21 protein-coding genes are annotated in these 25,709 nt (G+C 70.6%); 11 read left to right on the forward strand and 10 right to left on the reverse strand.

Features of this window, described 5'->3' with window-relative positions; all coding sequences use genetic code 11:
- Window positions 1-384 precede the first annotated feature (384 nt).
- From rpmH to ACGF3A_RS10390, 9 genes are all read left to right on the forward strand, one after another.
- Window positions 385-522 (forward strand): 50S ribosomal protein L34, encoded by a 138-nt coding sequence (gene rpmH / locus ACGF3A_RS10350; protein WP_344531288.1) that lies wholly within the window; start codon window positions 385-387, stop codon window positions 520-522.
- Between the two features lie 24 nt (window positions 523-546).
- Complete coding sequence (rnpA, locus tag ACGF3A_RS10355; RefSeq protein WP_393727898.1) at window positions 547-915, forward strand: ribonuclease P protein component; 369 nt, start codon at window positions 547-549, stop codon at window positions 913-915.
- Entirely contained in the window at window positions 912-1,202 is a 291-nt protein-coding gene (gene yidD / locus ACGF3A_RS10360) for a membrane protein insertion efficiency factor YidD (protein ID WP_344531290.1), read from the forward strand. The genes rnpA and yidD overlap by 4 nt, the downstream gene beginning before the upstream one ends.
- 3 nt (window positions 1,203-1,205) lie before the next feature.
- Window positions 1,206-2,411 carry a membrane protein insertase YidC gene (gene yidC / locus ACGF3A_RS10365; RefSeq protein WP_393727900.1) on the forward strand — a complete coding sequence of 402 codons (1,206 nt, stop codon included), beginning with the start codon at window positions 1,206-1,208 and terminating at the stop codon, window positions 2,409-2,411.
- Window positions 2,412-2,430: 19 nt separating this feature from the next.
- Complete coding sequence (locus ACGF3A_RS10370) at window positions 2,431-2,946, forward strand: protein jag (RefSeq protein WP_393727902.1); 516 nt, start codon at window positions 2,431-2,433, stop codon at window positions 2,944-2,946.
- Entirely contained in the window at window positions 2,943-3,713 is a 771-nt protein-coding gene (gene rsmG / locus ACGF3A_RS10375; RefSeq protein WP_393727904.1) for a 16S rRNA (guanine(527)-N(7))-methyltransferase RsmG, read from the forward strand. The genes ACGF3A_RS10370 and rsmG overlap by 4 nt, the downstream gene beginning before the upstream one ends.
- 275 nt (window positions 3,714-3,988) lie before the next feature.
- Complete coding sequence (locus ACGF3A_RS10380; protein ID WP_393727906.1) at window positions 3,989-5,053, forward strand: ParA family protein; 1,065 nt, start codon at window positions 3,989-3,991, stop codon at window positions 5,051-5,053.
- Window positions 5,050-6,279, forward strand: coding sequence for a ParB/RepB/Spo0J family partition protein (locus tag ACGF3A_RS10385; protein WP_393727908.1), 1,230 nt, complete (start codon window positions 5,050-5,052; stop codon window positions 6,277-6,279). The genes ACGF3A_RS10380 and ACGF3A_RS10385 overlap by 4 nt, the downstream gene beginning before the upstream one ends.
- A gap of 49 nt (window positions 6,280-6,328) precedes the next feature.
- Complete coding sequence (locus ACGF3A_RS10390; RefSeq protein WP_393727910.1) at window positions 6,329-6,946, forward strand: GNAT family N-acetyltransferase; 618 nt, start codon at window positions 6,329-6,331, stop codon at window positions 6,944-6,946.
- Between the two features lie 80 nt (window positions 6,947-7,026).
- Here ACGF3A_RS10390 and trxA read toward each other — a convergent pair whose 3' ends face one another.
- From trxA to ACGF3A_RS10425, 7 genes are all read right to left on the reverse strand, one after another.
- Window positions 7,027-7,356, reverse strand: a complete 330-nt coding sequence (gene trxA / locus ACGF3A_RS10395; RefSeq protein ID WP_393727912.1) for a thioredoxin — start codon at window positions 7,354-7,356, stop codon at window positions 7,027-7,029.
- 77 nt (window positions 7,357-7,433) lie between these two features.
- The gene (gene trxB, locus ACGF3A_RS10400; RefSeq protein WP_393727914.1) at window positions 7,434-8,414 is read right to left on the reverse strand and encodes a thioredoxin-disulfide reductase; all 981 of its coding nucleotides are present in this window, start codon (window positions 8,412-8,414) and stop codon (window positions 7,434-7,436) included.
- 117 nt (window positions 8,415-8,531) lie between these two features.
- Window positions 8,532-9,548 carry a hypothetical protein gene (locus ACGF3A_RS10405; RefSeq protein ID WP_393727916.1) on the reverse strand — a complete coding sequence of 339 codons (1,017 nt, stop codon included), beginning with the start codon at window positions 9,546-9,548 and terminating at the stop codon, window positions 8,532-8,534.
- On the reverse strand, window positions 9,545-10,324 hold the full coding sequence (gene sigM, locus ACGF3A_RS10410) for an RNA polymerase sigma factor SigM (RefSeq protein ID WP_393727918.1): 780 nt from the start codon (window positions 10,322-10,324) through the stop codon (window positions 9,545-9,547). Before sigM ends, ACGF3A_RS10405 begins: the two co-directional genes overlap by 4 nt.
- A gap of 52 nt (window positions 10,325-10,376) precedes the next feature.
- Window positions 10,377-12,317 carry a protein kinase family protein gene (locus ACGF3A_RS10415; protein ID WP_393727920.1) on the reverse strand — a complete coding sequence of 647 codons (1,941 nt, stop codon included), beginning with the start codon at window positions 12,315-12,317 and terminating at the stop codon, window positions 10,377-10,379.
- Between the two features lie 118 nt (window positions 12,318-12,435).
- Window positions 12,436-14,910, reverse strand: coding sequence for a murein biosynthesis integral membrane protein MurJ (gene murJ, locus ACGF3A_RS10420; RefSeq protein ID WP_393727922.1), 2,475 nt, complete (start codon window positions 14,908-14,910; stop codon window positions 12,436-12,438).
- Between the two features lie 31 nt (window positions 14,911-14,941).
- Window positions 14,942-17,401 carry a DUF6049 family protein gene (locus ACGF3A_RS10425; protein WP_393727924.1) on the reverse strand — a complete coding sequence of 820 codons (2,460 nt, stop codon included), beginning with the start codon at window positions 17,399-17,401 and terminating at the stop codon, window positions 14,942-14,944.
- A 185-nt stretch (window positions 17,402-17,586) separates the two neighbouring features.
- Between ACGF3A_RS10425 and ACGF3A_RS10430 the strand changes: the two genes are divergently transcribed.
- Window positions 17,587-19,077, forward strand: coding sequence for a CCA tRNA nucleotidyltransferase (locus tag ACGF3A_RS10430; RefSeq protein ID WP_393727926.1), 1,491 nt, complete (start codon window positions 17,587-17,589; stop codon window positions 19,075-19,077).
- Between the two features lie 4 nt (window positions 19,078-19,081).
- On the opposite strand, the gene ACGF3A_RS10435 is transcribed toward ACGF3A_RS10430, so the two are convergent.
- The 3 genes from ACGF3A_RS10435 to ACGF3A_RS10445 all read right to left on the reverse strand — a co-directional run bounded on the left by ACGF3A_RS10435 (window position 19,082) and on the right by ACGF3A_RS10445 (window position 24,690).
- Window positions 19,082-20,401: an MFS transporter gene (locus ACGF3A_RS10435; protein ID WP_393727928.1), complete on the reverse strand. Its 1,320-nt coding sequence runs from the start codon at window positions 20,399-20,401 to the stop codon at window positions 19,082-19,084.
- A gap of 39 nt (window positions 20,402-20,440) precedes the next feature.
- Window positions 20,441-21,898, reverse strand: a complete 1,458-nt coding sequence (locus ACGF3A_RS10440; RefSeq protein WP_393727930.1) for a glycosyltransferase family 87 protein — start codon at window positions 21,896-21,898, stop codon at window positions 20,441-20,443.
- A 95-nt stretch (window positions 21,899-21,993) separates the two neighbouring features.
- Window positions 21,994-24,690 (reverse strand): transglycosylase domain-containing protein, encoded by a 2,697-nt coding sequence (locus tag ACGF3A_RS10445; RefSeq protein ID WP_393727932.1) that lies wholly within the window; start codon window positions 24,688-24,690, stop codon window positions 21,994-21,996.
- 384 nt (window positions 24,691-25,074) lie between these two features.
- Here ACGF3A_RS10445 and ACGF3A_RS10450 point away from each other — a divergent pair, with 384 nt between their 5' ends.
- Window positions 25,075-25,668, forward strand: coding sequence for a helix-turn-helix transcriptional regulator (locus ACGF3A_RS10450; RefSeq protein WP_393727934.1), 594 nt, complete (start codon window positions 25,075-25,077; stop codon window positions 25,666-25,668).
- Window positions 25,669-25,709 lie beyond the last annotated feature (41 nt).

Genomic DNA, 25,709 nt, shown 5'->3' on the forward strand with positions numbered 1-25,709 from the left:
GTGGTTCCGGGAGGTCGACCTTGTCCCACGAATGTGTGGTTCTGGGGACGGTCGGGAAGGAAGGGAAGTTCGGCCACGGTAGTCACGCGGACGTGCCCCGTTCAAGTCGTTGTCCACAGGCTGTGCACGACTGCAGTAGCGGGTGGTCCAGGTGGCTCTGGTTTGACCGGATGGCGTAGCCGCGCGTACCGTAACCAGGTCGAGTTGTCGACGGCTGCTGCCGCCTGCCTCCGATGGGCAAGATCAGCGGATATTTCCGAGCGATCATGAAGCGGTGCACACTCGGGCGTTGCGAGCTACTCGTGGGCGCACGGTGACAGCCGGTCGACTCCCCACATCGTTCCGCGATCAGCGCGGAGCACCGAGCATTCCTGGAGCCCCCGAGTGAGCAAGCGCACCTTCCAGCCGAACACCCGCCGCCGCGCGAAGACCCACGGCTTCCGGCTGCGCATGCGGACCCGCGCCGGCCGCGCGATCGTCGCGAACCGCCGCAGCAAGGGTCGCGCCCGCCTGTCGGCCTGAGCGGTCTGACCACAGGTCCATGTCGTGCTGCCTACCGAGAACCGGCTGAGGCGGCGCGAGGACTTCGCAGCCGCGGTACGACGGGGTCGCAGGGCGGGACGCCCGCTGCTCGTCGTCCATCTCCGCAGTCGAACGGACCCGCATGTGCCGGGGGGAGACCTTCCCCCGGTGCGTGCGGGTTTCGTCGTGAGCAAGGCCGTCGGCAACGCCGTCGTCCGTAACCGTGTGAAGCGGCGCCTGCGTCATCTGATGCGGGACCGGCTGGCCCCGCTGCCCGCAGGTAGCCTGGTGGTCGTACGAGCGCTGCCCGGTGCGGGAGAGGCGGACCACGACGAGCTGGTCCGTGACCTGGACGCCGCACTGCGGAGGCTGCTTGGAGGGACTACTCCGTGAAGTACCCGTTGCTGTGGATGATCAAGCTGTACCAGTGGACCATCAGCCCGATGCTCGGGCCGGTGTGCCGGTACTACCCGTCGTGCTCGCACTACGGCTATACGGCGATCCACCGGCACGGCGCTGTGAAGGGGACGGCACTGACGGCCTGGCGCATTCTGCGCTGCAATCCCTGGTCGCCCGGTGGCGTCGACCATGTCCCCGCCCGGAAGCACCCGGTATGGCACCAGCGGATCCGCTCCCGCTGGCAGCAGCACCGGACCCAGTCCAACGCCCAAGGAGCCTGATTCGTGGACACGGTCCTGAAGCCCCTTTATTACGCAGTTTCCTGGATCATCGTCCAGTTCCACTCGCTGTTCAGCGTGGTCTTCGACGAGGACAGCGGCTGGGCGTGGGGGCTGTCGATCTTCTTCCTCGTGGTGCTGATCCGGATCTGCCTGATCCCGCTCTTCGTGAAGCAGATCAAGTCGACCCGGAACATGCAGGCGCTCCAGCCGAAGATGAAGGCGATCCAGGAGCGCTACAAGAGCGACAAGCAGCGCCAGAGCGAAGAGATGATGAAGCTCTACAAGGAGACGGGCACCAACCCGCTCTCCAGCTGCCTGCCGATCCTGGCGCAGTCGCCGTTCTTCATCGCCCTCTTCCAGGTCCTCAACCACATCGCGCGGAACAACCCGGTGGGCGTGCTCACCGAGTCGCAGGTGGACAGCGCCCGTAACGCGAAGATCTTCGGCGCCCCGATCGCCTCGAAGTTCATGGACAGCGCCAGCAAGGCGCACGAGCTGGGCACCACGCTGACCGACATCCGCGTGGTCACGGTCATCATGATCGTCCTGATGTCGGCGTCGCAGTTCTACACGCAGCGCCAGCTCATGACGAAGAACGTCGACCTGACGGTGAAGACGCCGTTCATGCAGCAGCAGAAGATGCTGATGTACGTCTTCCCGATCATGTTCGCCGTCTTCGGCATCAACTTCCCCGTCGGTGTCCTCGTCTACTGGCTGACCACCAACGTGTGGACCATGGGCCAGCAGATGTATGTGATCAAGCGGAACCCGACCCCCGGCTCCAAGGCCTACAACGAGCGCCAGGAGAAGCTGCGCAAGGCGGGCAAGCTGAAGGAGGACCCGAAGGAGGTCGAGGCCCGCGAGGCCGCGGAGCAGGCCCGGGCCCGTCGTCAGCAGCCGAAGCGCCAGTCGAAGTCGCAGCGCCAGGGCGGTGCCGCCACGGTCGGTGACACGACCGCCAAGACCACCTCGCTGGAGAAGACCGAGGACGCCGAGCCGCAGGACGCTCCGCCGAAGTCCGACGCGGGTCAGAAGTCCGGCTCCGGGCAGAAGAGCGGCTCCGGCCAGAAGGCCGGCGCCAAGGCCGGGCAGCAGAAGTCGGGCCAGCAGAAGTCCGGCCAGAAGTCCGGCCAGCAGAAGTCGGGGCAGAAGAAGTCCGGGCAGCAGCGCAAGGGCCCCCAGCGCCCCAAGCACCCGTCCAAGAAGTGAGCACAAAGGAGTCCATGCCGTGACGGACACGACTGCCTCTGAGGGCACTGCCTCCGAGGGCACCGACACTCTCACCCGCCTGGAACAGGAGGGTGAGATCGCGGCGGATTACCTCGAAGGGCTTCTCGACATCGCCGACCTGGACGGCGACATCGACATGGACGTCGAGGCCGACCGTGCCGCGGTGTCGATCATCAGCGAGGGCTCGTCCCGCGACCTGCAGAAGCTGGTCGGCCGGGACGGCGAGGTGCTGGAGGCGCTGCAGGAGCTGACCCGCCTGGCCGTGCACCGGGAGACCGGTGACCGCAGCAGGCTGATGCTGGACATCGCCGGTTACCGCGCCCGTAAGCGCGAGGAGCTGGCGGAGCTGGGCGCCAAGGCGGCGCAGGAGGCCCAGAGCAGCGGCGAGCCCGTGAAGCTCCGGCCGATGACGCCGTTCGAGCGCAAGGTGGTGCACGACGCGGTGAAGGCCGCGGGCCTGCGCAGCGAGTCCGAGGGTGAGGAACCGCAGCGCTGCGTGGTCGTTCTCCCGTGAACGACCGCGGTGAGGGGCCCGATGGGCAGGAGGAGGGGGCCGCGCTGCCGCCCCCTCCCGAGGCGGCGCTGAAGGCGTTCGGGGAGAGCCTCCCGGACGTCGTGCGGTACGCGGAGCTGCTGGCGGACGCGGGTGTGCGGCGCGGGCTGATCGGGCCGCGCGAGGTCCCGCGCCTGTGGGAGCGGCACCTGCTGAACTGCGTGGTGCTCTCGGAGGTCGTGCCGGAGGGCGTGACCGTGTGCGACGTGGGCTCGGGTGCCGGGCTGCCGGGTGTGCCGCTGGCACTGGTGCGGCCCGACCTCAAGATCACGTTGCTGGAGCCGCTGCTGCGGCGTACGACCTTCCTCCAGGAGGTCGTGGAGCTGCTGGGGCTCGACCATGTGACGGTGGTGCGGGGCCGCGCCGAGGAGGTGCTGGGCACGCTGCCGCCGGTGCACGTGGTGACCGCGCGCGCGGTGGCGCCCCTGGACCGGCTGGCGGGCTGGGGCGTTCCCCTGCTGCGGCCGTACGGCGAGATGCTGGCCCTCAAGGGCGACACCGCCGAGGAGGAGCTGCGGGGCGCACGGGACGCGCTGCACAAGCTGGGCGTGGTCGACACCGCGGTCGAGCACGTGGGCGAGGGGGTCGTGGATCCGCTCTCGACGGTCGTCCGGGCGCGGGTCGGGGAGAGCCCCGGTGGCGTGCGGTTCGCGGCGAAGCGGGCCAAGGCGGCGAAGGCGGCCCGTGCGGGCGGCCGGGCTCCGAGGGGCGGGCGCCGCAGGCGCTGAGTGTCCGCCGGGGCTGGCATCCCCTGAAAGTGGATGTCTGATTACTCCACTTACTCCATAAAAGCCCTTAAAACTACGCATAGCGGAGTGTCGCGGCCGATACCTCCCCGGCCAGGTGCATCGTGTTTCACGTGAAACGCCGCTCACTCTTGCAGGGAATCATCAGCAGAGGTCGCGCCGCCGCCGGGACGCGTGGCCAGAAGGCCTATGAGCCCCGTTCTGGCGTGGATTCATCCACAACCGAGCGGGGCTCGCTGGTTCACGACACCGAAAGCATGGGAGGCTTCGCTCATAGCGAGCCTGATGTTGAGGAGAGTGAACCGTTGCGGTCCGACGCCAACATCGCGGGACCGATGGCCGACCCGGTCCCCGGTCCCCGGTCAGAGCCAGGGGAAACGCCGCCCCCGTTGGACGACACCCCGATCGGCCGAGCAGCCCAGCAGGCCGTCGAAGCGATGAACCGGGCAGGTGAGGGGCTTCCCAGGCCCGAGCAGACCCGGATCATGGTCGTCGCCAACCAGAAGGGCGGCGTCGGCAAGACCACGACGACGGTGAACCTTGCCGCCTCGCTGGCCCTGCACGGGGCCCGCGTCCTGGTGGTCGACCTCGACCCGCAGGGCAACGCCTCCACGGCGCTGGGGGTCGACCACCACTCCGAGGTGCCGTCGATCTATGACGTTCTGGTCGAGAGCAAGCCGCTCTCCGAGGTCGTCCAGCCGGTTCCGGATGTCGAAGGGCTCTTCTGCGCCCCTGCCACGATCGATCTCGCCGGTGCGGAGATCGAGCTGGTGTCACTCGTCGCGCGGGAGAGCCGCCTCCAGCGCGCCATCGAGGCGTACGAGCAGCCGCTGGACTACATCCTCATCGACTGCCCGCCCTCGCTGGGGCTGCTCACGGTCAACGCGCTGGTCGCGGGGGCCGAGGTCCTCATCCCCATCCAGTGCGAGTACTACGCGCTGGAGGGGCTCGGGCAGCTCCTGAGGAACGTCGAGCTGGTGCGGGGGCACCTCAACCCCCGGCTCCACATCTCGACGATCATCCTCACCATGTACGACGGCCGTACCCGGCTGGCGTCGCAGGTGGCGGAGGAGGTGCGCGGCCACTTCGGCAAGGAGGTGCTGCGCACCAACATCCCCCGCTCGGTCCGGATCTCCGAGGCTCCCAGCTACGGGCAGACGGTCCTCACCTACGACCCCGGCTCCAGCGGCTCGCTCTCCTATCTGGAGGCGGCCCGTGAGATCGCGCTGCGTGATCCCCACGCGGAGCACACGCAGCAGCATCAGCTTCAGCAGCAGCACCCGCAACAGCAGCACAGCACCATGGCGGAGGGTACGCAGTGAGCGAGCGACGTAGGGGCCTCGGTCGAGGGCTCGGGGCCCTGATCCCCGGTGCGCCGAGCGGGCCGGACGCCGAGTCGGCGCAGAAGGACGGCCAGCCGTCCACGGCGTCCACCTCCCCCAGTGCCGTGCCCGTCCTGACGCCGGAGCGGGGGTCCCGGGGCGTGGCGGCCGCCAAGGTCGCCGGGCTCGCCCCGAGCCCGGCACCCGCCGCGCAGCCGAACGGCGTTTCACGTGAAACGGAGCCCGAGGGGCCCGCCGATCCCGCCGATCCGCCCGGTGGCATGGACGAGGTGCTGGAGGCCGCGGGCGGCGAGGTCGCGGGAGCGCACTTCGCCGAGCTGCCGCTCGACGCGGTCACGCCCAACCCGCGCCAGCCGCGTGAGGTCTTCGACGAGGACGCGCTCGCGGAACTGGTCACCTCCATCAAGGAGGTGGGCCTGCTCCAGCCCGTCGTCGTACGGCAGACGGAGACGGGGCCGGACCGCTATGAGCTGATCATGGGCGAGCGCCGCTGGCGGGCCTGCCGTGAGGCGGGCCTGGAGCGGATTCCGGCGATCGTGCGCGCGACGGAGGACGAGAAGCTCCTCCTGGACGCGCTGCTGGAGAACCTCCACAGGGCGCAGCTCAACCCGCTGGAAGAGGCCGCGGCCTACGACCAGCTGCTGAAGGACTTCAACTGCACGCATGACCAGCTCGCCGACCGTATCGGCCGCTCGCGGCCCCAGGTCTCCAACACGCTGCGGCTGCTGAGGCTCTCCCCCTCGGTGCAGCGGCGGGTCGCGGCCGGGGTGCTCTCGGCCGGGCACGCGCGGGCGCTGCTCTCGGTGGAGGACGGCGAGGAGCAGGACAGGCTCGCCCACCGGATCGTGGCCGAGGGACTGTCGGTGCGGGCGGTCGAGGAGATCGTCACGCTGATGGGCTCCAAGCCCAAGAGCACGTCGAAGTCCAAGGGCCCCCGGGCCGGGGCCCGGGTCTCTCCGGCGCTGGACCATCTCGCGGGGCGGCTCTCGGACCGCTTCGAGACCCGGGTGAAGGTGGACCTGGGGCAGAAGAAGGGCAAGATCGTCGTGGAGTTCGCCTCCATGGACGACCTGGAGCGGATCCTGGGGCAGCTCGCCCCGGGCGAGGGCCGCGTGCTGGAGCAGCAGCTCTCGGAGGAGACCCCCGACGGGGACGCCGAAGAACCGGCCGGGGAGCAGGCCGCAGAGACCACCGAGGGTCAGTAACCAGCAAAAGGCCACCGAAGAACTGTCGCCCCATGGATACGATGGATCCATGGGGCGACAGCTCGTTCCGCTCACGCTGGACAACCTCTCGGACCTGCCCAAGCGCTGCCGCGCGTGTGTCTTCTGGGAGCTGGACCCCGTCAGCGGTGAGGCGGCGACCACGGCGGGGCGGTCGGAGCTGGAGAAGGAGTCCTGGATCTCGGCCGTGCTGCTGGAGTGGGGCTCCTGCGGGCGGATCGTCTATGTGGACGAGGTTCCGGTGGGCTTCGTGCTCTACGCGCCTCCGGCGTATGTCCCCCGCTCCTTCGCCTTCCCCACGAGCCCCGTCTCGCCGGACGCGGTGCAGCTGATGACCGCGTGGCTGATGCCGGGCTTCCAGGGGCAGGGGCTGGGCCGGGTGATCGTCCAGACGGTGGCGAAGGATCTACTGCGGCGGGGGTTCAAGGCGATCGAGGCGTTCGGCGACGCGCGGTGGAAGGAACCCGCGTGCGTGCTGCCCGCCGATCATCTGCTGGCGGTCGGCTTCAAGACGGTGCGGCCGCATCCGCGCCATCCCCGGCTGAGGCTGGAGCTGCGCTCGACGGTCTCCTGGCGCGAGGACGTCGAGAGGGCCCTGGACCAGTTGCTGGGCGCCGTGCAGAAGGAGCCGGTGCTGCGGCCCCTATAGAGGGGTTGAGCGCCTTAGGAACGCATCGAGGGCCTCCGTTTCACGTGAAACGGAGGCCCTCGGCGTAGGGAGGAGGCTCTTCAGCCGATGAACTCGGAGAGGTCCTTCTCGATGGCGGCCTTCGGCTTGGCGCCGACGATGGTCTTGACGACCTCGCCGCCCTTGTAGACGTTCATCGTCGGGATGGACATGATCCCGTACTTCGCGGCCACGGCCGGGTTCTCGTCGATGTTCAGCTTCACGACGGTGAGCTTCTCGCTGTGCTCGTCGGCGATGGCCTCCAGCGACGGGGCGATCTGACGGCACGGGCCGCACCAGGCCGCCCAGAAGTCGACGAGCACGGGCTTGTCGCTCTTGAGGACGACGTCCTCGAAGTCGGCGTCGGTCGCGGTCACAGTGGCACCGGCCATTGCGGTTCTCCTCTTTCTCAGGGTGGGGTGGGGGGAAGGGATGGGTCGCGCGCGTCCGCGGACGGACGCCGTGACCGTCAGACGGACGCCGTGGTCTTCTCCGGCTCGGGGGTCGCCTCGCTGTCGCTGAGGGCCGCGAGGTACCGCTCGGCGTCCAGGGCCGCCGAGCAGCCGGTGCCGGCCGCGGTGATCGCCTGGCGGTAGGTGTGGTCGACGACGTCGCCCGCGGCGAAGACCCCCGGGATGTTGGTGCGCGTCGAAGGCGCGTCAACCTTCAGATACCCGTCCTCGTCCAGGTCGAGCACGCCCTTGAACAGCTCCACGCGCGGGTCGTGGCCGATGGCGACGAACAGGCCGGTCACCGGCAGCTCACGGGACTCACCGGTCTCGGTGTCCTTGAGCGTCAGCGCGGAGAGCTTGCCCTCCTTGCTGTGGATCTCGGCGACCTCGCTGTTCCAGGCGAACTTGATCTTCGGGTCGGCGAAGGCCCGCTCCTGCATCGCCTTGGAGGCGCGCAGGGTGTCGCGGCGGTGGACGATCGTGACCGACTCGGCGAAGCGGGAGAGGAAGGTGGCCTCCTCCATCGCCGTGTCGCCGCCGCCGATCACGGCGATGTCCTGGCCGCGGAAGAAGAACCCGTCACAGGTCGCGCAGTAGGAGACGCCACGGCCGGAGAGCTCGTCCTCCATCGGCAGGCCGAGCTTGCGGTGCTGGGAGCCGGTGGAGACGATCACGGTCCTGGCCCGGTGCACGGTCCCGGCCGAGTCGGTGACGGTCTTGATCTCACCGCTCAGGTCCACGGCCTGGACGTCGTCCGGGATCAGCTCGGCGCCGAAACGCTCCGCCTGGGCACGCATGTTGTCCATCAGCTCCGGGCCCATGATGCCTTCCTGGAACCCGGGGAAGTTCTCGACCTCTGTGGTGTTCATCAGCGCGCCACCCGCGGTGACCGAGCCCTCGAAGACGAGAGGCTTCAGCGACGCACGCGCCGTGTACAGCGCCGCGGTGTATCCGGCCGGACCGGAGCCGATGATGATCACGTTACGGACGTCGCTCACGGAAGTCTTCCTTGTCTGCCGACTGCTTACCGGGATCTGCTGGGATCTTCTTCTGCCGGGGCTTTCACCCCACCCAACGGATCCTAAGGGGCAGACATTCCCGAGCCGTCGTCCTCCTCACCCGCGCGGGTAGGTGCGCTTCAGCAGCACCTTGCCCGGCCCCGAGGGGTCGGCGCTCACGCACGAGGGATCGACGACGTAGGCGTCCACGCGGTCCGGGTCGCCGCCCCGGTGCGGCAGCACGACGAGATAGCCGGTGCGGTCCTCGTACGTCGCGCTGTCGTCCACGGCGAGCGGGCTCTCCGAGCGTTTGATGCCCGCGCGCACGCACGAGGGCACCGTCGTGGTCGTCGCCTCGTCCTCGTGCAGCGTGTCCGCTCCGGTGCTGGGGCTCTGCCCGCTGTCGAACTCCGGGGACTTGCTGCCCCTCTTCGGGGACGCCGAGGACGGACTGCTCGCGGCGGAGGGCGCCTCCTTCGACAGCAGGGTCTGCACGCGCTGCCGGAGGGCCGCGTCGCCGCCGGTCCCCTCGCGGGGCGCCGCGGCGTCCTTGGCCGCGCGCGCGTCGTCGCTGCCGCCCGAGGAGGGCAGGAGCTGGAAGGTGAGGCCGCCCACGCCGAGCACGGCGACGGCGGCGGCCGCGGCGAGCGTCAGCGTCCGCCAGCGACGGGCACGCGGGACGGGTGCGGGCGTGTGCGCGGGCACTGTTTCACGTGAAACAGGGGGAGGGGCGGGCGTGCTGGGAACGGCATCCGGCAGCGGCACGGAGACGGGCCCGGGTGCGGCCACGACCCCGTGCCCGGCGTCCTCCGCGGGCTCCCCGGGCTCCTCGGCCGGCTCGCTCTTCTCCTCGGCCCGCGTGGAGTCCAGCAGCGCCTCGGCCGCGAGTGCCGCGTCGATACGGCCCGCGACGTCCTCCGGCATCCGGGACGGGCCGGGCAGCGTGCCCAGCGCGTCGCGGATCTCCTCCAGCGACGTACGGACGTCGGCGCAGAGTCCACAGGCGTCGAGATGCGCGCGTACGTCGGACTGGCGCTCCACGGGGAGCAGGCCCTCGCCGAGCGCGGAGATCTCCGCGACCTCCGGGTGCTCGTCCGTTCCGGACGGGTCGGACGTGAAAGGAGTGGATGTCATCCCTGTCCTCCTCCCCTCACGGCTCCGGGCCCTCTGACGTCCTTCGGGATGTCTCTCGCTGCTGGGACGGATGTCCCCTGAGTCCGGTTCCTTCCCCCGCCGGGGGGTGGCGTACTCCCGCCGTTCCCCTCGTTCCCGCTGTCGCCCTCGGCACCGTTCGGCCTCAGGTGGGTGAGGAGCGGCAGCAGCCGGGCACGGCCGCGGGCACAGCGGCTCTTGACCGTGCCGACGGCGACGTCGAGGACCTTGGCCGCTTCCGCCACGGGATACCCCTGCATGTCGACGAGGACGAGCGCGGCGCGCTGCTCCACGGGAAGCTCCGAGAGCGCGGCGATCAGCTCGCGGTGGAGGTCGCCCCGCTCGGCGGGTCCCGCGGCGGACTCGTGCGGCTCCAGCAGCTGCTCCAGGCGCTCGGTGTCGTCGGTGAGCGCGGCGCGGCGCGAGGCGGCCTTACGGGCACGGTCCAGGCACGCGTTGACGGTGATGCGGTGCAGCCAGGTCGTGACGGCCGACTGGCCGCGGAAGGTGTGGGCGGCGCGGTAGGCCGAGATGAGCGCGTCCTGCACGGCGTCCGCGGCCTCCTCCCTGTCCCCCAGGGTGCGCAGCGCGACGGCCCAGAGGCGGTCGCGGTGGCGTCGTACGAGCTCGCTGAAGGCGTCGGGATCGCCGTCGACGTGACGGGCGAGCAGTTCCTTGTCGTCGGGCGCCGACTCCCCGGCGGCGGGCGCGGGCGCGCGCGCGTGTCCAGGACGGCGCGTCGCGTCGTCGCTCGCCATCAGCCCCTCCCCTCGCCCCGTCGTCTCCACGGCCGGGGCGGTGTCCGCGGTCTCAACTGACGACCTGGACCTCCGTGACGCGACCACGGTAGTTGCCGTCGTCGGAGAGTGGGAGCTTGGTGAGCCACAGCAGCACGAAGCGGGTCTTGATCGGCTTCTTCGCCTTGAGGCTGAGATGCTCGCCGCCGCCGCTGGTGACCTTGCTGAACTGGCTGAGCGAGGTGGGCATCGACGTCACGTTCTTCGGCGCCGCGAGGAAGTCGGCTGAGGTCTTGCCGATGAAGTCGACCTTGAGCTTGCTGACGCTCTGCGCCTTGCCGAGGTCGAGGACGATGCCCGCGCCGGACTTGAGGTTCCCGAAGGTGGCGTGGCCGATGTACTTGCTGGTGAGCCAGTACGTCTGGGGGTCGCCGTCGTAGGCGTCCGGGACCTTGTCGGGGTTCTCGGAGCCGTCGGGGCTCTCCGGGTCGAAGTCCTTGGCGTCGACGATCTTCAGCGGCTTGCCGACCGGCGCCGAGTCCTGGGCCTGCGCCGGCTGCTTGGGCTTCTCCTTGGGCGGCTCGCCCTTCAGCAGCGCGTCGGCGACCTGCCAGCTGCCCAGCCCCAGCGCCGCGATGAGCAGCGCGGAGACGCCCCACTTGAGGGCCTTGCCGGTCCGCCCCGGCAGTGCGGGCGGCGCGGGCTGCTCGGGGGCGGGACGCGCGGCGGGTCCGCCCGCGCGCGGCGTGCCGTTGACCTGGCCGCCGCCCGCGCCGTACGTCCCCTGCTGGTACGCCGTGCGCTGGTACGGCGCTGGGGCGGCGAACGCGGTCTCCGGCGGGCGGATTCGGGGGAGCGCCGAGACGGCCTTGGAGAGCTCCTCCGGGGTGGCGCAGGGCTGCTCCTGGCGGGAGGCGGTCGCGCCGTCGTTGACGAGCGCCCGCATCGTGAGCGTGGAGAGGCCGCGGTGGACGCCCGCGCGCACCTGGTCCGGCGCGAGCAGCGTGCCCTTGGCGAGGGTGCCGACGCCCGGCAGGCCGTGCGCGTCCTCCTCGTACGGCCAGCGCTGGGTCAGCGAGGCGTACAGCAGGGCGCCGATCGACTCGGTGTCGTCGCGCTGGGCGTGGTCGCTGGTGACGCCGCGCAGGGCCGCGTTCACCGCGAGGCCGCGGATGCGGTACTGGCCGACGCCCGTACGCAGCACGCACGCGGGCGTCAGCCGCAGATGCGCGAGGCCCTCGCGGTGCGCGGCCGTGAGGGCCTGGGAGAGCTGGAGGACGAGCTGGTACGCCTCATGGGGCTCCAGCGGTCCCGCGGCGAGGAGTTCGTCCAGAGGAGTGGCGTCGGGCAGCCACTCGTGGACGACGTAGACCAGATCGTCCTCCTCGACCGCGTCGAGGACCTGGACGAAGCGGGGGTCGCCGAGCAGCGCCGCGGATCGGGCGGAGGCGAGGACCTGACGGGCGCGGGGATGGGCCGCGGGCAGGACGTGGACGCCGACGGCACGGCGCAGCTTCTCGTCGACGGCACGCCAACTGCTGAAGCCGTCCAGACGGGTGACGCACTCTTCGAGACGGTAGCGGCGGGCGAGCTTGTGGCCGCTGTGGAGTTCGGGGACGACGGGAGGGTCCTCGTCGTCGGTTCCGGCGTCGTCGTCGCGCGCGGAGCCGGTCTTCTCCGGGCCCGTGTCCGGGTCCGGGGCCGGGTCCGTGGCGTCCTCACCGGGCGCCACGGGCTCTTCGGAGGGCTCCCCGGACGCCTCGGGTGCCTCGGACGCCTCGGGGGCCTCCGCAGGCTCCGCGGGCTCCGAGGCGGGGTCTCTTCGGTTCCGGCCCGAGGGGGACGGGGACACCGATCCCTGGGGTTCGGCCGCCTTGGACGGGATCTCACCGCTGCGGCCGTGCCCGTTCGTCGCACCGTCGCTCGTGGCCCCGTCCTGCCGGACGGTCAGCGGCTCGCCGTTCTCCCCGCTCGTCTCTGCCACGCCGACAGCGGCTGTGCTCCGTTCCGCCACCGTCGTTCCTGCCTCCCCATCCGTTGCAGCCGGGTTTTGAATCAGCCCAAAACAATTGTGCCTACAGTCCGCCGCTATGCACGACACACAGGGGCGAATGATGGTTGTATGCGCCGGTTCATCGTCCGAGCCTGGCGCGAACCATGCCGAGCATGGCCGTCAGTTCCTCGATTCGCATGCGTTTCGCAGCTAGGACGAAAACCGCGGCCAATGCGATCCCTCCTACGAGCAGGGAAATCAGAGAACCGAGAACGCCGCTGCCGACGACCTGGGTCAGCCCGTACGCCGCGGCCCCCGCGACGATTGTCGCGGGGATGCTCGCACCCGCCAGCCGGATGTACGTACGCATCACGTGCCGCCCGTCCAGGTCGCCGCCCAGCCGCTTGCGCAGCCTGCGCCAGGCGACCCCGACGCCGCTGATGTAGGCGAGGCCGTAGGAGGCCGCCATGCCGACGACGGCCCAGCGCGTGGGGAGGAAGAGATAGCAGAGCCCGGAGGCCGCGGCGTTGACGGCGGCGACGATGACCGTGTTGAAGAAGGGGGTGCGGGTGTCCTCGTAGGCGTAGAAGGCACGGAGCACGACGTACTGCACGGAGTACGGGATGAGGCCGACGCCGAAGGCCATCACCATGTAGCCCACGGAGCGGGCCGAGTCGATCCCGGAACTGCCGTAGATCAGCGTGCACATGGGGATGCCGAGGGCGAGGAAGCCGAAGGCGATCGGGACGATGGCGACGGCCGAGGTGCGCAGGCCCTGTGAGATGTCGTCGCGCACGGCGCCCGTGTCGGAGTCGACCGCGGCGCGGGAGAGGCGGGGGAGCAGCGCCGCCATCACCGAGACGGTGATGATGGACTGCGGCATCGACCAGATGAGCTGCGCGTTGGAGTACGCGAGGTAGCTTCCGGAGTCGCCGCCCTTGGCGCCCACGGCGGTGGAGAGCTGGGAGACGACCAGCACGCCCGCCTGGTTGGCCAGCACGAACAGGATCGTCCACTTGGCGAGCTTGGCGGACTTGCCGAGGCCGTGGCCGCGCCAGTCGAAGCGGGGCCGGATGCGGAAGCCGACGGCCCGCAGGAACGGGATCATCGCCAGGGACTGGACGACGAGGCCGAGCAGGGTGCCGATGCCCAGCAGCCGGATGCCCTCCGGCGGGATGGTGTGGACGGTGAGGTGGGAGCTGCCGGAGGCCCCGTAGACGCCGAGGAACATGCCGATGCTGGCGATGATCACGACGTTGTTGAGGACCGGGGTCCACATCATCGCGCCGAACCGGCCGCGCGCGTTGAGGATCTGACCCATGACCACATGGATGCCCATGAAGAAGATGGACGGCATGCAGTAGCGGATGAAGGTGGTGCCCACCTCGCTGGCCTGCGGGTCGCGGGCGATCGGCAGCGCGACGAGGCGCAGCAGCAGCGGCGCGGCGAAGACGGCCGCGACCGCGAGGGCGCCGAGGAGCACCGCGACCACCGTCAGCAGCCGGTTGGCGAACGCCTCGCCGCCGTCGTCGTCCTCCTTCATGGCGCGCACGAGCTGCGGCACGAAGACGGAGTTGAGGCCGCCGCCGACCGAGAGGATGTAGATCATCGTCGGGAGCATGATGGCGGCCTGGTAGGCGTCGCCGAGCATGCCGACGCCGCCGAGCGCGGCGACGACCATCGCCGAGCGGATGAACCCGGTCAGCTTCGAGACCATGGTTCCGGCGGCCATTATGGCGCTGGACTTCAGGAAGCTGCTCTTCCCGCCGCCACCGCCGGACGGGGCGGGGGGCGCGGGCGGCTCGCCGCCCTGGGGGACGACCGTGCCCAGGTTCATCGTGAGATCGCTGGGCTCCTCGGCGGCCCCTGGCGCCCCGGGCTGGAAGAGGGGCTGCTGCGGATACGCCTGCGGGGGATACGGCTGCGGCGCGGGCTGCTGCTGGTACTGCGGGGCCTGTTGGCCTTGCTGGGGCTGCTGGGGCTGCTGGGGCTGCTGGGGCTGCTGGGGCTGCTGGGGCTGTTGAGCGGGGGCGGGCGGGCCCTGCGGGGGGTACGGGGCGCCCTGCTGCGGGCGGTGCGCCTGGTGGGGCGGCTGGCCACCGGGACCCCCCTGGTGCCCTTGGTGCCCCTGATGTCCCTGATCGCGGAAGAGGTGCGCGAACGCGTCGTCCTGGTCCGGCGGAGGTCCCTGCGGAGGGCTCTGCGGGGCGCCCTGGTTCTGGTTCTGGCTCTGGCGCTGGTCCGCTTCCGGCGTGCCTGTGATCAGCTCGTCGACGCCGGTGAACTGGACGGTCGAGGGGTCGTCCCCGTACGGCAGCAGGCGCGAGGGGCCCTCCGGCTCGGGCGGCGGCGGGGTCGCCCAGCGGCGGGGGTCGGGGGCGTGCGGGCCCGGCTGCGGCTGCTGGTAGAGCGCGTTCGGGTCGGGGACGGAGCCCGGGGGCGGGGGCGGGTGCGCCGAGCGGTCGTAGAGCGCGTCGTCGACCGGGTCCTGGGCGGACGGATCGCGGTCCCCGTACGGATCGTGTGCGTACGCATCCCGTACGTAGGGGTCCTCCGGCTGCCCCGAACCGTCGCCGGGGGTCCGGCCCCGGTCGCCGTCGTACGGCGCGTTCATGGTGATCCCTGCCCCTGCTCGCCCGGTTGACTCAACGGTCTACTTTCTCACCCGTGCCCGGGGGGTTGTCGTTCTGTCGCTCGGTGTCGCCCTCGGGCTCCCCCTTGGCCTCGCCGTCGGACTCCTCGGACTCCTCGGAGTCCTCCGCATCCTCCGCATCCTCCGCCTGGTCCTGCTCCAGCGGAGCGTCCGGGTCAGGGGCCGGGCCCTTCCGCTTGCGCTGGGTGTACATGCGGATGCCCGCGAGGACCATCAGCAGGACGCCGCCCGCGATGACGAGGAGCACGGTGGCGGTGATCGAGGTGACGTTGACCTGGAACGTCATCGGCTTGCCGTACGGCTTGTGGTCCTTGGTGTAGAGCTGGGCCTTGACCACGGTCCGCCCGTTGGCCTTGGCCGTCGTGTCGAACTTCACCGACTGGCTGTGCCCGCCGTCCACCTTGACCGGCTTGCTCTCCCCCACGTCCAGGCCGATGCGGCGGCCCGACTCCAGCTCCAGATAGAGGCCGTCGACGCGCTGGCCCAGGTTGTTCTGGACGGTCACCGGGATGGTGGCCTCGCGGCCCGAGAGCGTGATGTCGGACTTCTTGATGAGCCGGACCCGGCCCTTCAGGTCGAGCAGATAGTCCTGCACCGCGTCGCGGAAGGCGGCGGCCGGGGCGGGCTTGCCGCGCCAGGACGTCGAGATCTCACGGTCTATGGCGCTGCCGAACGGCGGGACGACGCGGTCGGAGCGGCTGAGGATCACCTTGAAGTCGCCCAGCGTCGTCTGCGTCTGCCGCACCTGCTCGAACGCGGAGACCGGCAGCTCGTCCCTGCGCAGCGACGCGGGGTACGAGGACGGGCTCGGCACCCGGCGGTCGGCGCCGGCGTCGGGCTTCGCCTCGGCGGCGTCCGAGAGCTGGGCGCTCTTGGTCCACCGGCCGCTCTCGTCGAGCGCGCGGATGCCCTCCGCCATCGCCTGGGCCTGCGAGGCGGTCGGGGTGCGCTGCGGCGCGACGACGATGCTCCGCTGCCGCGTCGGCATCTGGCGGGCGATCGACAGGGACTGGGAGACGAACTCCTGCACCGCGAGCGACGAGGCGCGGGCGTTCGTCATGTCGCTCTGGAAGGCCGTGGAGAGCCGCGCGTCGGCCACCAGCGCCGTGTGGCCGCTGCCGATGGGGCGGGCCGACGTCGGCGTGTAGGAGAGGGCGGAGTCGCGGATGCTGTCGCTGCGCGCGATCACGTTGTGCGCGCCCGCCGAGGTCGCGACGTCGACGATCGAGGAGTCGACCGCGCCGTTGACCGGCCAGGCGAAGTCCGTGCTGGGCTTGGTGTGCAGCACCGTGTCGACGGCGCCCTTGCCCCGCTGGGTGGAGGTGCTGAGGTTCTTGAGGGTGGCGGGGGCGCTGCGGCCCCGGTGCGCCAGCGAGGCGAGGTCGGGGTCGGCGAAGGGGAGGGCGACGACCTCCTCGCCGCGCACGGCGCGCTGGAGGTCGTTGAGCCACTTCTTGGCGTACTCCTGACCCTTGCCCGCGACGGTCCCGCCGTTCTCCTTCTCCACCCGGTACCGCTTGGTCATCATGTCGACGGTCGCCAGCAGGTCCGGGTCGATGACCCAGGTGATCGGCAGCTCCTCGCCGAGGGCCACCATCTGCTGGAGGCGGCCGCCGGGGGCCAGCTCCTTGACGAGCGTGTCGTCGTGGAAGACGGGCGTCTGCTGCTCGTCCGACTCGGTGCGGGCCGTCATATGGGTGCTGGAGATCAGCGGCCACAGGTACGTGAGCTCGGTCTTCTTGCCGCTTGCCCCCTCCTGCCAGGGCAGGAAGGTGCGGCCGATGCCGAGGATCTGCTCGTACGGCCGGGCCTTCGTCTGGCCGCTGAGGGAGACGCCGAGCTGGTAGACCCCGTCGGCGCTCAGGCGCAGCGCGCTGACGGGGACCTTCAGGGTGAAGGAGCGGCTGATGCCCGGGGGGAGGGTGCCGGTCTTGACCGCGTACTTCCGGTCGACCTCCGTGCCGTCGGCGCCGGAGAGGTAGCCCTGGCGCTTCCCCGCCTGGTCGATCGCGCTGCGGCTGTCGAGGGTGGGGCCGACGCGGACGCCGACCCGGCCGCGGCCGATGGTGGCCTTGCTGTCGTTGGTGACGGTGCCGGTGAGGGTGAGGGTGTCGCCGTCCTGGGGGACGGTGGGGGTGACCGAGTTCACCGAGACCTCGGCGCTGCGCGAGCCGGTGCCGTTGCCTGCCTTGCGCGTGGCGGGGGCCTTGTGTGCGGCGGGGGCCTTGTGCGCCGCCTGGGCCGCCGCTGAGGCCGCTGACGAGGCCGTCCCGGGCGTCCGGGGCGCCTCCGGGGCCGCGTGGGCGGCGGGCGCCGTCAGACCCGGCACCAGAGCCACGAGGGAGAGGGTCAGGGCAGCGGTCGTACGTCGTGCCCATCGTCGGGTGGGGGCGGAGATCCTTCCGTTCCGCCCGGATCCCGGGGGAGCCTGACTCTCAGCCGCCTCGGCCACGCGCTGATCCGTCCCGTCGTGTCGTCGTGGAAGTCGTGTCGTCGTGAAGTCGTGCTTGCTCTGGGTGGTCGGTCCGTCGTTCTGAATCCCTGATGGTAACGATGCCTGGAGGGTGGAAGTGCCGCGCCTTCCACCACATGATCGGGTGGCCCCTCGACGGGGGTGGCAACGTACCCTGTGCTGTTGTGCCGAACGCCAACAGTGACAGTCAGCGTCCCCTGCCAGCCGCGCCCGCCTCGCCGGTGCAGCCCGCGCCGGAGCAGCTCAGTGCGGTGCAGCGCCGCGCCGTGAGCGAGCTGCTGCGGGTCTCCCCCGTGGCGGACGACCTCGCCCGCCGCTTCGAGCAGGCCGGTTTCCGGCTCGCCCTGGTCGGCGGTTCGGTACGGGACGCGCTGCTGGGCCGTCTCGGCAACGATCTGGACTTCACCACCGACGCCCGCCCCGAGGACGTGCTGACGATCGTCCGGCCGTGGGCCGACGCGCTGTGGGAGGTCGGCATCGCCTTCGGCACGGTCGGTATCAAGAAATCCGACTTTGTCCTGGAAGTGACGACGTATCGGTCAGAGGTGTACGACCGGACCTCGCGGAAGCCCGAGGTGTCCTACGGCGACACCATCGAGGAGGACCTGGTCCGCCGCGACTTCACCGTGAACGCGATGGCGGTGTCGCTGCCCGACAAGACCTTCGTCGACCCGTACGGCGGCCTGGAGGACCTGGCGGCCCGGCGGCTGCGTACGCCCGGGACCCCGCAGGCCTCCTTCTCCGACGACCCGCTGCGGATGCTGCGCGCCGCGCGCTTCGCCGCGCAGCTCGACTTCGAGGTCGACCCCGGGGTCGTCTCGGCGATGAAGGAGATGGCCGACCGCATCGGGATCGTCTCCGCCGAGCGCGTCCGGGACGAGCTGAACAAGCTGCTGCTCTCCGCGCACCCGCGCACGGGCCTGCGGCTGCTGGTGGACACCGGGCTCGCGGAGCGCGTACTGCCCGAGATCCCCGCGCTGCGCCTGGAGCGTGACGAGCACCACCGCCACAAGGACGTCTACGAGCACTCGCTGACCGTCCTGGAGCAGGCCATCGACCTGGAGCAGGACGGCCCGGACCTCACGCTGCGGCTGGCGGCGCTGCTGCACGACATCGGCAAGCCGCGGACCCGCCGCTTCGAGAAGGACGGCCGGGTCTCCTTCCACCACCACGAGGTGGTCGGCGCCAAGATGGTCAAGAAGCGGATGGCGGCGCTGAAGTACTCCAGCGAGATGATCAAGGAGGTCTCGCGCCTCGTCGAGCTGCACCTGCGCTTCCACGGCTACGGCACCGGCGAGTGGACGGACTCCGCCGTCCGCCGTTACGTGCGCGACGCGGGCCCGCTGCTGGAGCGGCTGCACAAGCTGACGCGCTCGGACTGCACGACGCGGAACAAGCGCAAGGCCAACGCGCTCTCCCGCGCCTACGACGGGCTGGAGGAGCGCATCGCGCGGCTCCAGGAGCAGGAGGAGCTGGACGCGATCCGGCCCGACCTCGACGGCAACGAGATCATGCGCGTCCTCGACATCCCCCCGGGCCCCGCGGTCGGCCAGGCGTACAAGCACCTGCTGGAGCTGCGCCTGGAGCACGGCCCGATGGAGCACGACGCGGCGGTCGCGGCCCTCAAGGAGTGGTGGGCGGCGCAGGAGGGCTGACCGCCTACTCCGTCTCCGCTCGCGCTGTTTCACGTGAAACGGCGCTCGGTGCGGCACGTGAAACACGGAGCAGCGCGAGGGCGAGCGCCGCGTACAGCACCGCGACTCCCACCACCAGGACCGCCGAGCGGCCGTCCGGGGGGAGCATCACGGCCGCGGCGCCGGCGGCGCCGACGAACGCGACGTTGTAGAGCATGTCGTAGAGGGAGAAGACCCGCCCCCGGTACGCGTCGTCCACCGTGGTCTGGACGACCGTGTCCGTGGCGATCTTCGCGGCCTGGGTGACGAGGCCGAGGACGAACGCGGCGATCAGTATCGGCGTCGGCTCGAAGGGCAGGCCGAGCACCGGCTCCAGCACGGCGGCTGTGCCCGCCGCCAGCGCCATCCAGCCGAAGACGCCCGCGCGCCCGACGCCCCAGGGCGAGAGGACGGCCGCCGCGAAGAAGCCGAGCCCCGAGAGGCCGACCGCGATGCCGAGCAGCCCGAGGCCCTCGTCGGCGTCGCCGCTCTCGTTCCAGGCGTACCGGCACAGCATCAGCACCGTGACCGTCAGCGCGCCGTAGCAGAAGCGCATCAGCGCGGCGGCCCCCAGCGCGTACGCGGCGGGGCGGCGCTCCCCGAGGTGCCGGAACCCGGCGAGCAGCCCCCGCGCGGTGCTGGCGAGCGCGGCGCGGATGCGGGGCTGGACCTCGGAGGCGTCGGGGCCGAGCAGCTCCTTGCCCATCCGGAGCGAGGCGAACGCCGACAGCAGGTAGATCACCGCGCCGGTGACGAGCACGACGGTGTCCGCGTGCCGTCCGCCCTCGGGGATCACGAGCCGCACGAGAAAGGCGACGCCCCCGCCGAGCGTGGCGGCGAGCGTTCCGGCGGTCGGGGAGAGGGAGTTGGCGAGCACGAGCCGCTCGTCGTCGACGACACGGGGCAGCGCGGCGGAGAGCCCGGCGAGGACGAAGCGGTTCACGGCGGTGACCGTGAGCGCGGAGAGGAAGACGAGCCACACCGGCACCGAGGCGAGCACCAGCGCGGCGGTGACGGAGGCGAGCGTGGCGCGCAGCAGGTTGCCGTAGAAGAGGACCTGGCGGCGCAGCCACCGGTCGAGCAGGACCCCGGCGAACGGGCCGAGCAGCGAGTACGGGAGCAGCAGCACGGCCATCGCGGAGGCGATGGCGGCGGGGGAGGTCTCCTTCTCGGGGGAGAAGACGACATAGGCGGCGAGCGCGACCTGGTAGACGCCGTCGGCGAGTTGCGAGAGCAGCCGCACCGTCAGCAGACGGCGGAACCCGGGGAAGCGGAGGAGGGTGCGGAGGTCTTGGACGGCGCGCATGCGTACACCCTCACACACTGTTTCACGTGAAACGGTGCGTCAGCGGCCCCACTTCACCGACGTCCCCCCGGCGTCCGCGTGCCGTTCCTGGAGGGGATGGCGGTTGAGGGTGAAGACGTCGGGGGCGCGGTCCAGGACGCCGCCGCCCGGGTCGTCGGAGCCGTCGCGGCGTACGGGGTCGTGCTCGGGGAACAGCGCGTCGCGGACGATGACGGCGCAGAGGTAGAGCGTGCCGAGCAGATGGATCAGGATCACGACCTGGTAGCCCTCGGCGGGGAGCCCCTGGTGCTTGTCGCCGCTGCCCGTGTACGCGAGGTACATCCAGATGCCCAGGAAATAGAGCGCCTCGCAGCCCTGCCAGATCAGGAAGTCCCGCCACTTGGGCCGGGCGAGCACGGCGAGGGGGATCAGCCAGAGCACGTACTGGGGGGAGTAGACCTTGTTGGTCAGGATGAACAGGGCGATGACCAGGAAGGCGAGCTGGGCGAAGCGGGGGCGCCGGGGCGCGTAGAAGGCGAGGGCCGCGATGGCCGCGCAGCCGAGGGCCATCAGCAGCGTGGCATACGTATTGGCACCCTCGAACGAGTGTCCGGTCCGCTGCTGGATGATGAGCCAGATCGAACCGAAGTCCACGGGGCGTTCCTGGCTGAAGCGGTAGAACTTCGACCAGCCGTCCCAGGCGAACAGCATCACCGGCACGTTCACCACCGCCCACGCGGCGGCTGCTCCGCCCAGCGCACGGCCGTACGCGCGCCAGGTGCCCGCGCGCCAGCACAGCACCAGCAGCGCGCCGAGCAGCAGTCCCGGATAGAGCTTCGCCGCCGTCGCCAGGCCCAGCAGCACCCCGGAGGCCAGCGGCCGTTCGCGCGACCACAGCAGCATCCCCGCGGCCGTGAGCGCCACCGCCAGCAGGTCCCAGTTGATCGTCGCGGTCAGCGCCAGCGTGGGCGCGAGGGCGACCAGCAGCCCGTCCCACGGCCGGTTCCGGTGCGTGCGCGCCACGCAGATCACCAGCACGACGGCGCACACCAGCAGCATCCCGGAGTTCACCAGCCAGTAGAGCTTCTCCTCGCCCTGGATCGCGTCGGTGCCGAACGTCAGCTTGCCCGCGAGCCACATGAACGCGCCTGTCAGGACCGGGTACTCCAGGTAGTCCATGCCGCCCGACACGTCGTCGGGGATGCGCTGGAAGTAGGGGACGAGCCCGTCGGCGAAGCCGCGCCCGTTGTAGAGGTGCGGGATGTCGGAGTAGCAGGCGTGGACGTACTGCGCGGTCTGGCCCGAGAACCAACTGCCGTCGTAGCAGGGCAGCTTCTGCACCATGCCCAGGGCGTACATGCCGATCGCGACGAGTGCGATCACCCGCAGCGGCGTCCACCAGTTCCCGCGCCACCCGCTCAGCGCCCGCCGCCCCCGGGGGCCGCCGATCAGCTCACTGCCGGCGGCGGCGACCTCGTCCTGTTCGGTAGGGCGTACGTACGCGCTGGCGCTCGTCATGGCCCACATCCTGCCGCACGGCGCACGCCGTACGAAGGCGCCCCCGGCTCGTCCTCGCGAGCCGGGGGCGCCCCCTTCTGCCGTGCCTGCCGGCGTCAGTCCCTTCTGGACTGCGCGCTCGGGCCTCCGAACCAGTCGCCCGGATCGCCGTTGGCGCCGCCCGGGTCACCGCCGTTGGCGCCGCCGGGATCGCCGCCGTTGGCGCCGCCGTCCACCTGGCCCTGGTCGGCCCCGCCGTCCGCGGCGCCGCCCTGGTCGTGGCCGCCGATGACCGGCGGTGGCTCCTGGCCGCCGTTGTCCTGGCCCCCGTCGGGTTCGCAGGGCTGCTCGTGCGGCGGGCAGTCGTCCGAGGGGTCCGGCTTCTCCGGCTTCGACGGCTTGTCCGAGGGCTTGTCGGACGGCTTCTCCGACGGCGTCTCCTCCGGGGTCTCCGTCGGGGTCGGCGTCGGTGACGGGCTGGCGCCGTCGCCGAAGACCTTCTCGCCGATCGGGCTCGGGACCGGGAAGGACTTGACCGGCTGGCCCGCCAGCGCGCCCCTCATGTACTTGGTCCAGATCTCGGCCGGGAAGGACGCGCCGTGGATCGACTTCTGGCCGCCCACGCCGTACATCTTCAGGAACTTCTGCGTCTTGGCCGAGTCGTTGACCCGCCACATGCCGATCGACGTCGAGAGCTGCGGGGTGTAGCCGGTGAACCAGGCCGACTTGTTGTCGTCCGTCGTACCCGTCTTGCCCGCCGCCGGGCGGCCGAGCGCCTTCGCCGTCGTGCCGGTGCCCTTCTGGACGACCGTCTCCAGCATGTTGGTGATGTTGTCCGCGACGGCCGGGTTGAAGGCGGGGTGCTCCTTCTTCTCCGGGCGGAACTCGACGGAGCCCTTGCGCACGACCTTCTTGACCGAGTACGGGTCCGCGCGGACGCCGCTCTTGGCGAACGTCGCGTACGCGTTGGCCATCCGGATCGCGCTCGGCGCCGAGGTGCCCAGGGAGAACGTCGGCGTCGTGCGGGCCAGGCTGTCCTTGGTGAGGCCCGCGTCCAGGGCGGCCTCACGCACCTTGTCGGTGCCGACGTCCATGCCGAGCTGGATGAAGGGAGTGTTCGTCGAGAACTGCATGGCCGTCCGCAGGTCGATCATGCCCTTGTTCTCGTTGCCGTCGTTCTTCTGGTGCCACTCCTTTCCGTCCTTGTCGGTCCACACCTTGCCGTTGTAGTCGCGCAGCTTGACCTTGTTGTTGCCGTTGTAGACGCTCTTCGGCGAGACCTGCTTGCGCTGCTCGGTGGTCTGCGTCGGGCCCAGGCTCGGGTTCCGTACGCCGTCGCGCATCGCCGCGGCCATCACGAAGGGCTTGAAGGTCGAGCCGACCTGGACGCCCGTGTAGTCGGCGTTGTTGGTGAAGTGCTTGGTGGCGTCCTCACCGCCGTAGACCGCCTCGATCGCGCCGTCGCCCGGCTTCACCGAGGCCCCGCCGAACTGCACGTGGTTGTCCACGTCGCGCTTCTTGGGGTCGATGTTCTTCTTCTTGACCTCTTCGACGGCCTTCTTCAGCTCCGAGGTCTTCTTCTGGCTGAAGGTGGTGTAGATCCGGTAGCCGCCCTGTTCGAGCTGGCGCTTGGAGATGCCGCTCTTGGGGTCGTTGGCGATGTAGTTGTTCGCCATCTCGACGAGATAGCCCTTCTGGCCCTTCAGCTCCGTCGACTTCGCCGGGGGCTTCGGGTGCGGGAATCCCTTCTTGATGATCTTGTCGCGCGTGGCGTCCGCCATCTTGCCGGTCTCGACCTCGCGCTTGAGCGTCCAGGCCCAGCGGTTCTTGGCCCGCGCGGTGTTCTTCTCGCGCGTCGCCGAGGAGCCGACGCCGCCCGCGGGGTCGTAGAGGTTCGGGCCGTTCAGCGTCGCCGCCAGGAACGCGCCCTCGCTCGCCGTGAGGTCCGAGGAGTCCTTGCGGAAGTACGCCTGCGCCGCCGCCTGGATGCCGTACGCGCCACGGCCGTAGTACGCGGTGTTGAGGTAGCCCGCCAGGATGTCCGGCTTCTCCTCCGTCGCGCCCACCTTTATCGAGATGAACAGCTCTTTGGCCTTGCGCGTGAGGGTCTGCGACTGGTCGAGGTAGGTGTTCTTCACGTACTGCTGCGTGATCGTCGAGCCCGACTGGGTCTCGCCGCCGAGCGCCATCTTGCCGACGGCGCGCGCGATGCCCATGGGGTCGACGCCGCTGTCCTCGTAGAACGACTCGTTCTCCGCCGAGATCACCGCGTGCTGCATCGACTGCGGGATCTGCGAGAGCGGGACGATCTGCCGGTTGTGCTCACCGCCGCCCGCGACCACCATCTGCTTGCCGTTGGCCCAGTAGTAGACGTTCTTCTGCTGCTTCGCCGCGGCGTTCGGGTCCGGCACGTCCACCATCGCCAGTGCGATGCCTGTCAGGCCGATCAGCAGCGCGAAGAACCCGAAGCAGATCCCCACGACCTGCTTCCACGACGGCACGAAGCGCCGTAGTCCGTCCTTGTCCGACCTGGGGTAGTCGAACCAGCGCTTGCGCTGCGGTGCGGGGCGTCCGCGTCCGCGCGGGCCGCGCGGTCCACCGTATCCGCCCCCGGCGCGCGCTCGGCGCGCCCCTCCAGCCCCTCCGGCTCCGCCTGCCCCTCCCTGGGGCAGCCCTCTCCGGGCCTCCGCACGGCTGCCGGCCGAGCTCGGGCTGGCGCCGCGCGGAGCCGCCGCGCGGCGACCGGACGACGGCGGTGGCTGGGCTGCGCGTCGGCCGCGCCCCTGTGGCGGCTTTCGACGGTGCTCGCTCATTGGAACAGCTACTCCTCGGGCAGGCGGCCCATGCGCCTGAAGGTGGCAGTTGACTTCTGGTCCCCCCGAGTACGCCAGAACCATGGCCACGGAATCCCCCGAGCCGCTGGAGCTGAGCGCACTGCACCCGGGACGAGGACGCTCACTCGCGCCGCACGGTTCCCAGTGGTGGTCTGCACAGCCGACAGACTACGCAGCTCCAAAACCCTCCTTACGGCGTATTCGCCTCAATCGACGCAAAGCTTCTGCGGTGAATCAGTGATGTGAGCCCCCTCACCGAACCCCCACTTGTCGCACCCGTCAGCGCGTTCTATCGTCGAGATGTATCGACTCGATACATCGGCTCGACATCGGCGCGGCAGTACGACGGAGGTGAGGCGGACGATGAGCAGGCGCTCCGGCATCCTTGAGTTCGCCGTCCTCGGTCTGCTCCGCGAATCCCCGATGCACGGTTACGAGTTGCGCAAGCGGCTCAACACCTCGCTCGGCGTCTTCCGCGCCTTCAGCTACGGCTCGCTCTACCCCTGCCTCAAAGCGCTCGTCACGCGCGGCTGGATCGTGGAGGAGACCGGCACCCCGCCGGAGGAACCGTCCGCGGCGGCCCCGCTCGCCGGGCGCCGAGCGAAGATCGTCTATCGGCTGACGGCCGAAGGCAAGGAGCACTTCGAGGAGTTGCTGTCCCAGACGGGCCCCGATGCCTGGGAGGACGAGCACTTCGGAATCCGCTTCGCCTTCTTCGGGCAGACCTCACGCGACGTCCGTATGCGCGTGCTGGAAGGCCGCCGCAGCCGGCTGGAGGAGCGGCTCGCCAAGATGCGCGCCTCCCTCGCCCGTACGCGCGAGCGCCTTGACGACTACACCCTCGAACTCCAGCGCCATGGAATGGAATCCGTGGAGCGCGAGGTCCGCTGGCTCAACGAGCTCATCGAGAGCGAGCGGGCAGGGCGCGATCAGCGCTCCGACGACACCGACACATGAGGCTCCGCGCGAGCGGAGCCTCTTCGAGAACACACAGGGAG

The organism is Streptomyces sp. NPDC048172, assembly GCF_043202595.1.
Taxonomy (GTDB): Bacteria; Actinomycetota; Actinomycetes; order Streptomycetales; family Streptomycetaceae; genus Streptomyces.

Coding starts and splice junctions, on each gene's coding strand:
- ACGF3A_RS10405 (WP_393727916.1), bottom strand. CDS start 9,548: ATGACATCCACTCCTTTCACGTCCGACCCGTCCGGAACGGACGAGCAC.
- ACGF3A_RS10380 (WP_393727906.1), top strand. CDS start 3,989: ATGGGAGGCTTCGCTCATAGCGAGCCTGATGTTGAGGAGAGTGAACCG.
- ACGF3A_RS10390 (WP_393727910.1), top strand. CDS start 6,329: ATGGGGCGACAGCTCGTTCCGCTCACGCTGGACAACCTCTCGGACCTG.
- trxA (WP_393727912.1), bottom strand. CDS start 7,356: ATGGCCGGTGCCACTGTGACCGCGACCGACGCCGACTTCGAGGACGTC.
- ACGF3A_RS10445 (WP_393727932.1), bottom strand. CDS start 24,690: ATGAGCGAGCACCGTCGAAAGCCGCCACAGGGGCGCGGCCGACGCGCA.
- ACGF3A_RS10450 (WP_393727934.1), top strand. CDS start 25,075: ATGAGCAGGCGCTCCGGCATCCTTGAGTTCGCCGTCCTCGGTCTGCTC.
- ACGF3A_RS10440 (WP_393727930.1), bottom strand. CDS start 21,898: ATGACGAGCGCCAGCGCGTACGTACGCCCTACCGAACAGGACGAGGTC.
- ACGF3A_RS10435 (WP_393727928.1), bottom strand. CDS start 20,401: ATGCGCGCCGTCCAAGACCTCCGCACCCTCCTCCGCTTCCCCGGGTTC.
- sigM (WP_393727918.1), bottom strand. CDS start 10,324: ATGGCGAGCGACGACGCGACGCGCCGTCCTGGACACGCGCGCGCGCCC.
- murJ (WP_393727922.1), bottom strand. CDS start 14,910: ATGAACGCGCCGTACGACGGCGACCGGGGCCGGACCCCCGGCGACGGT.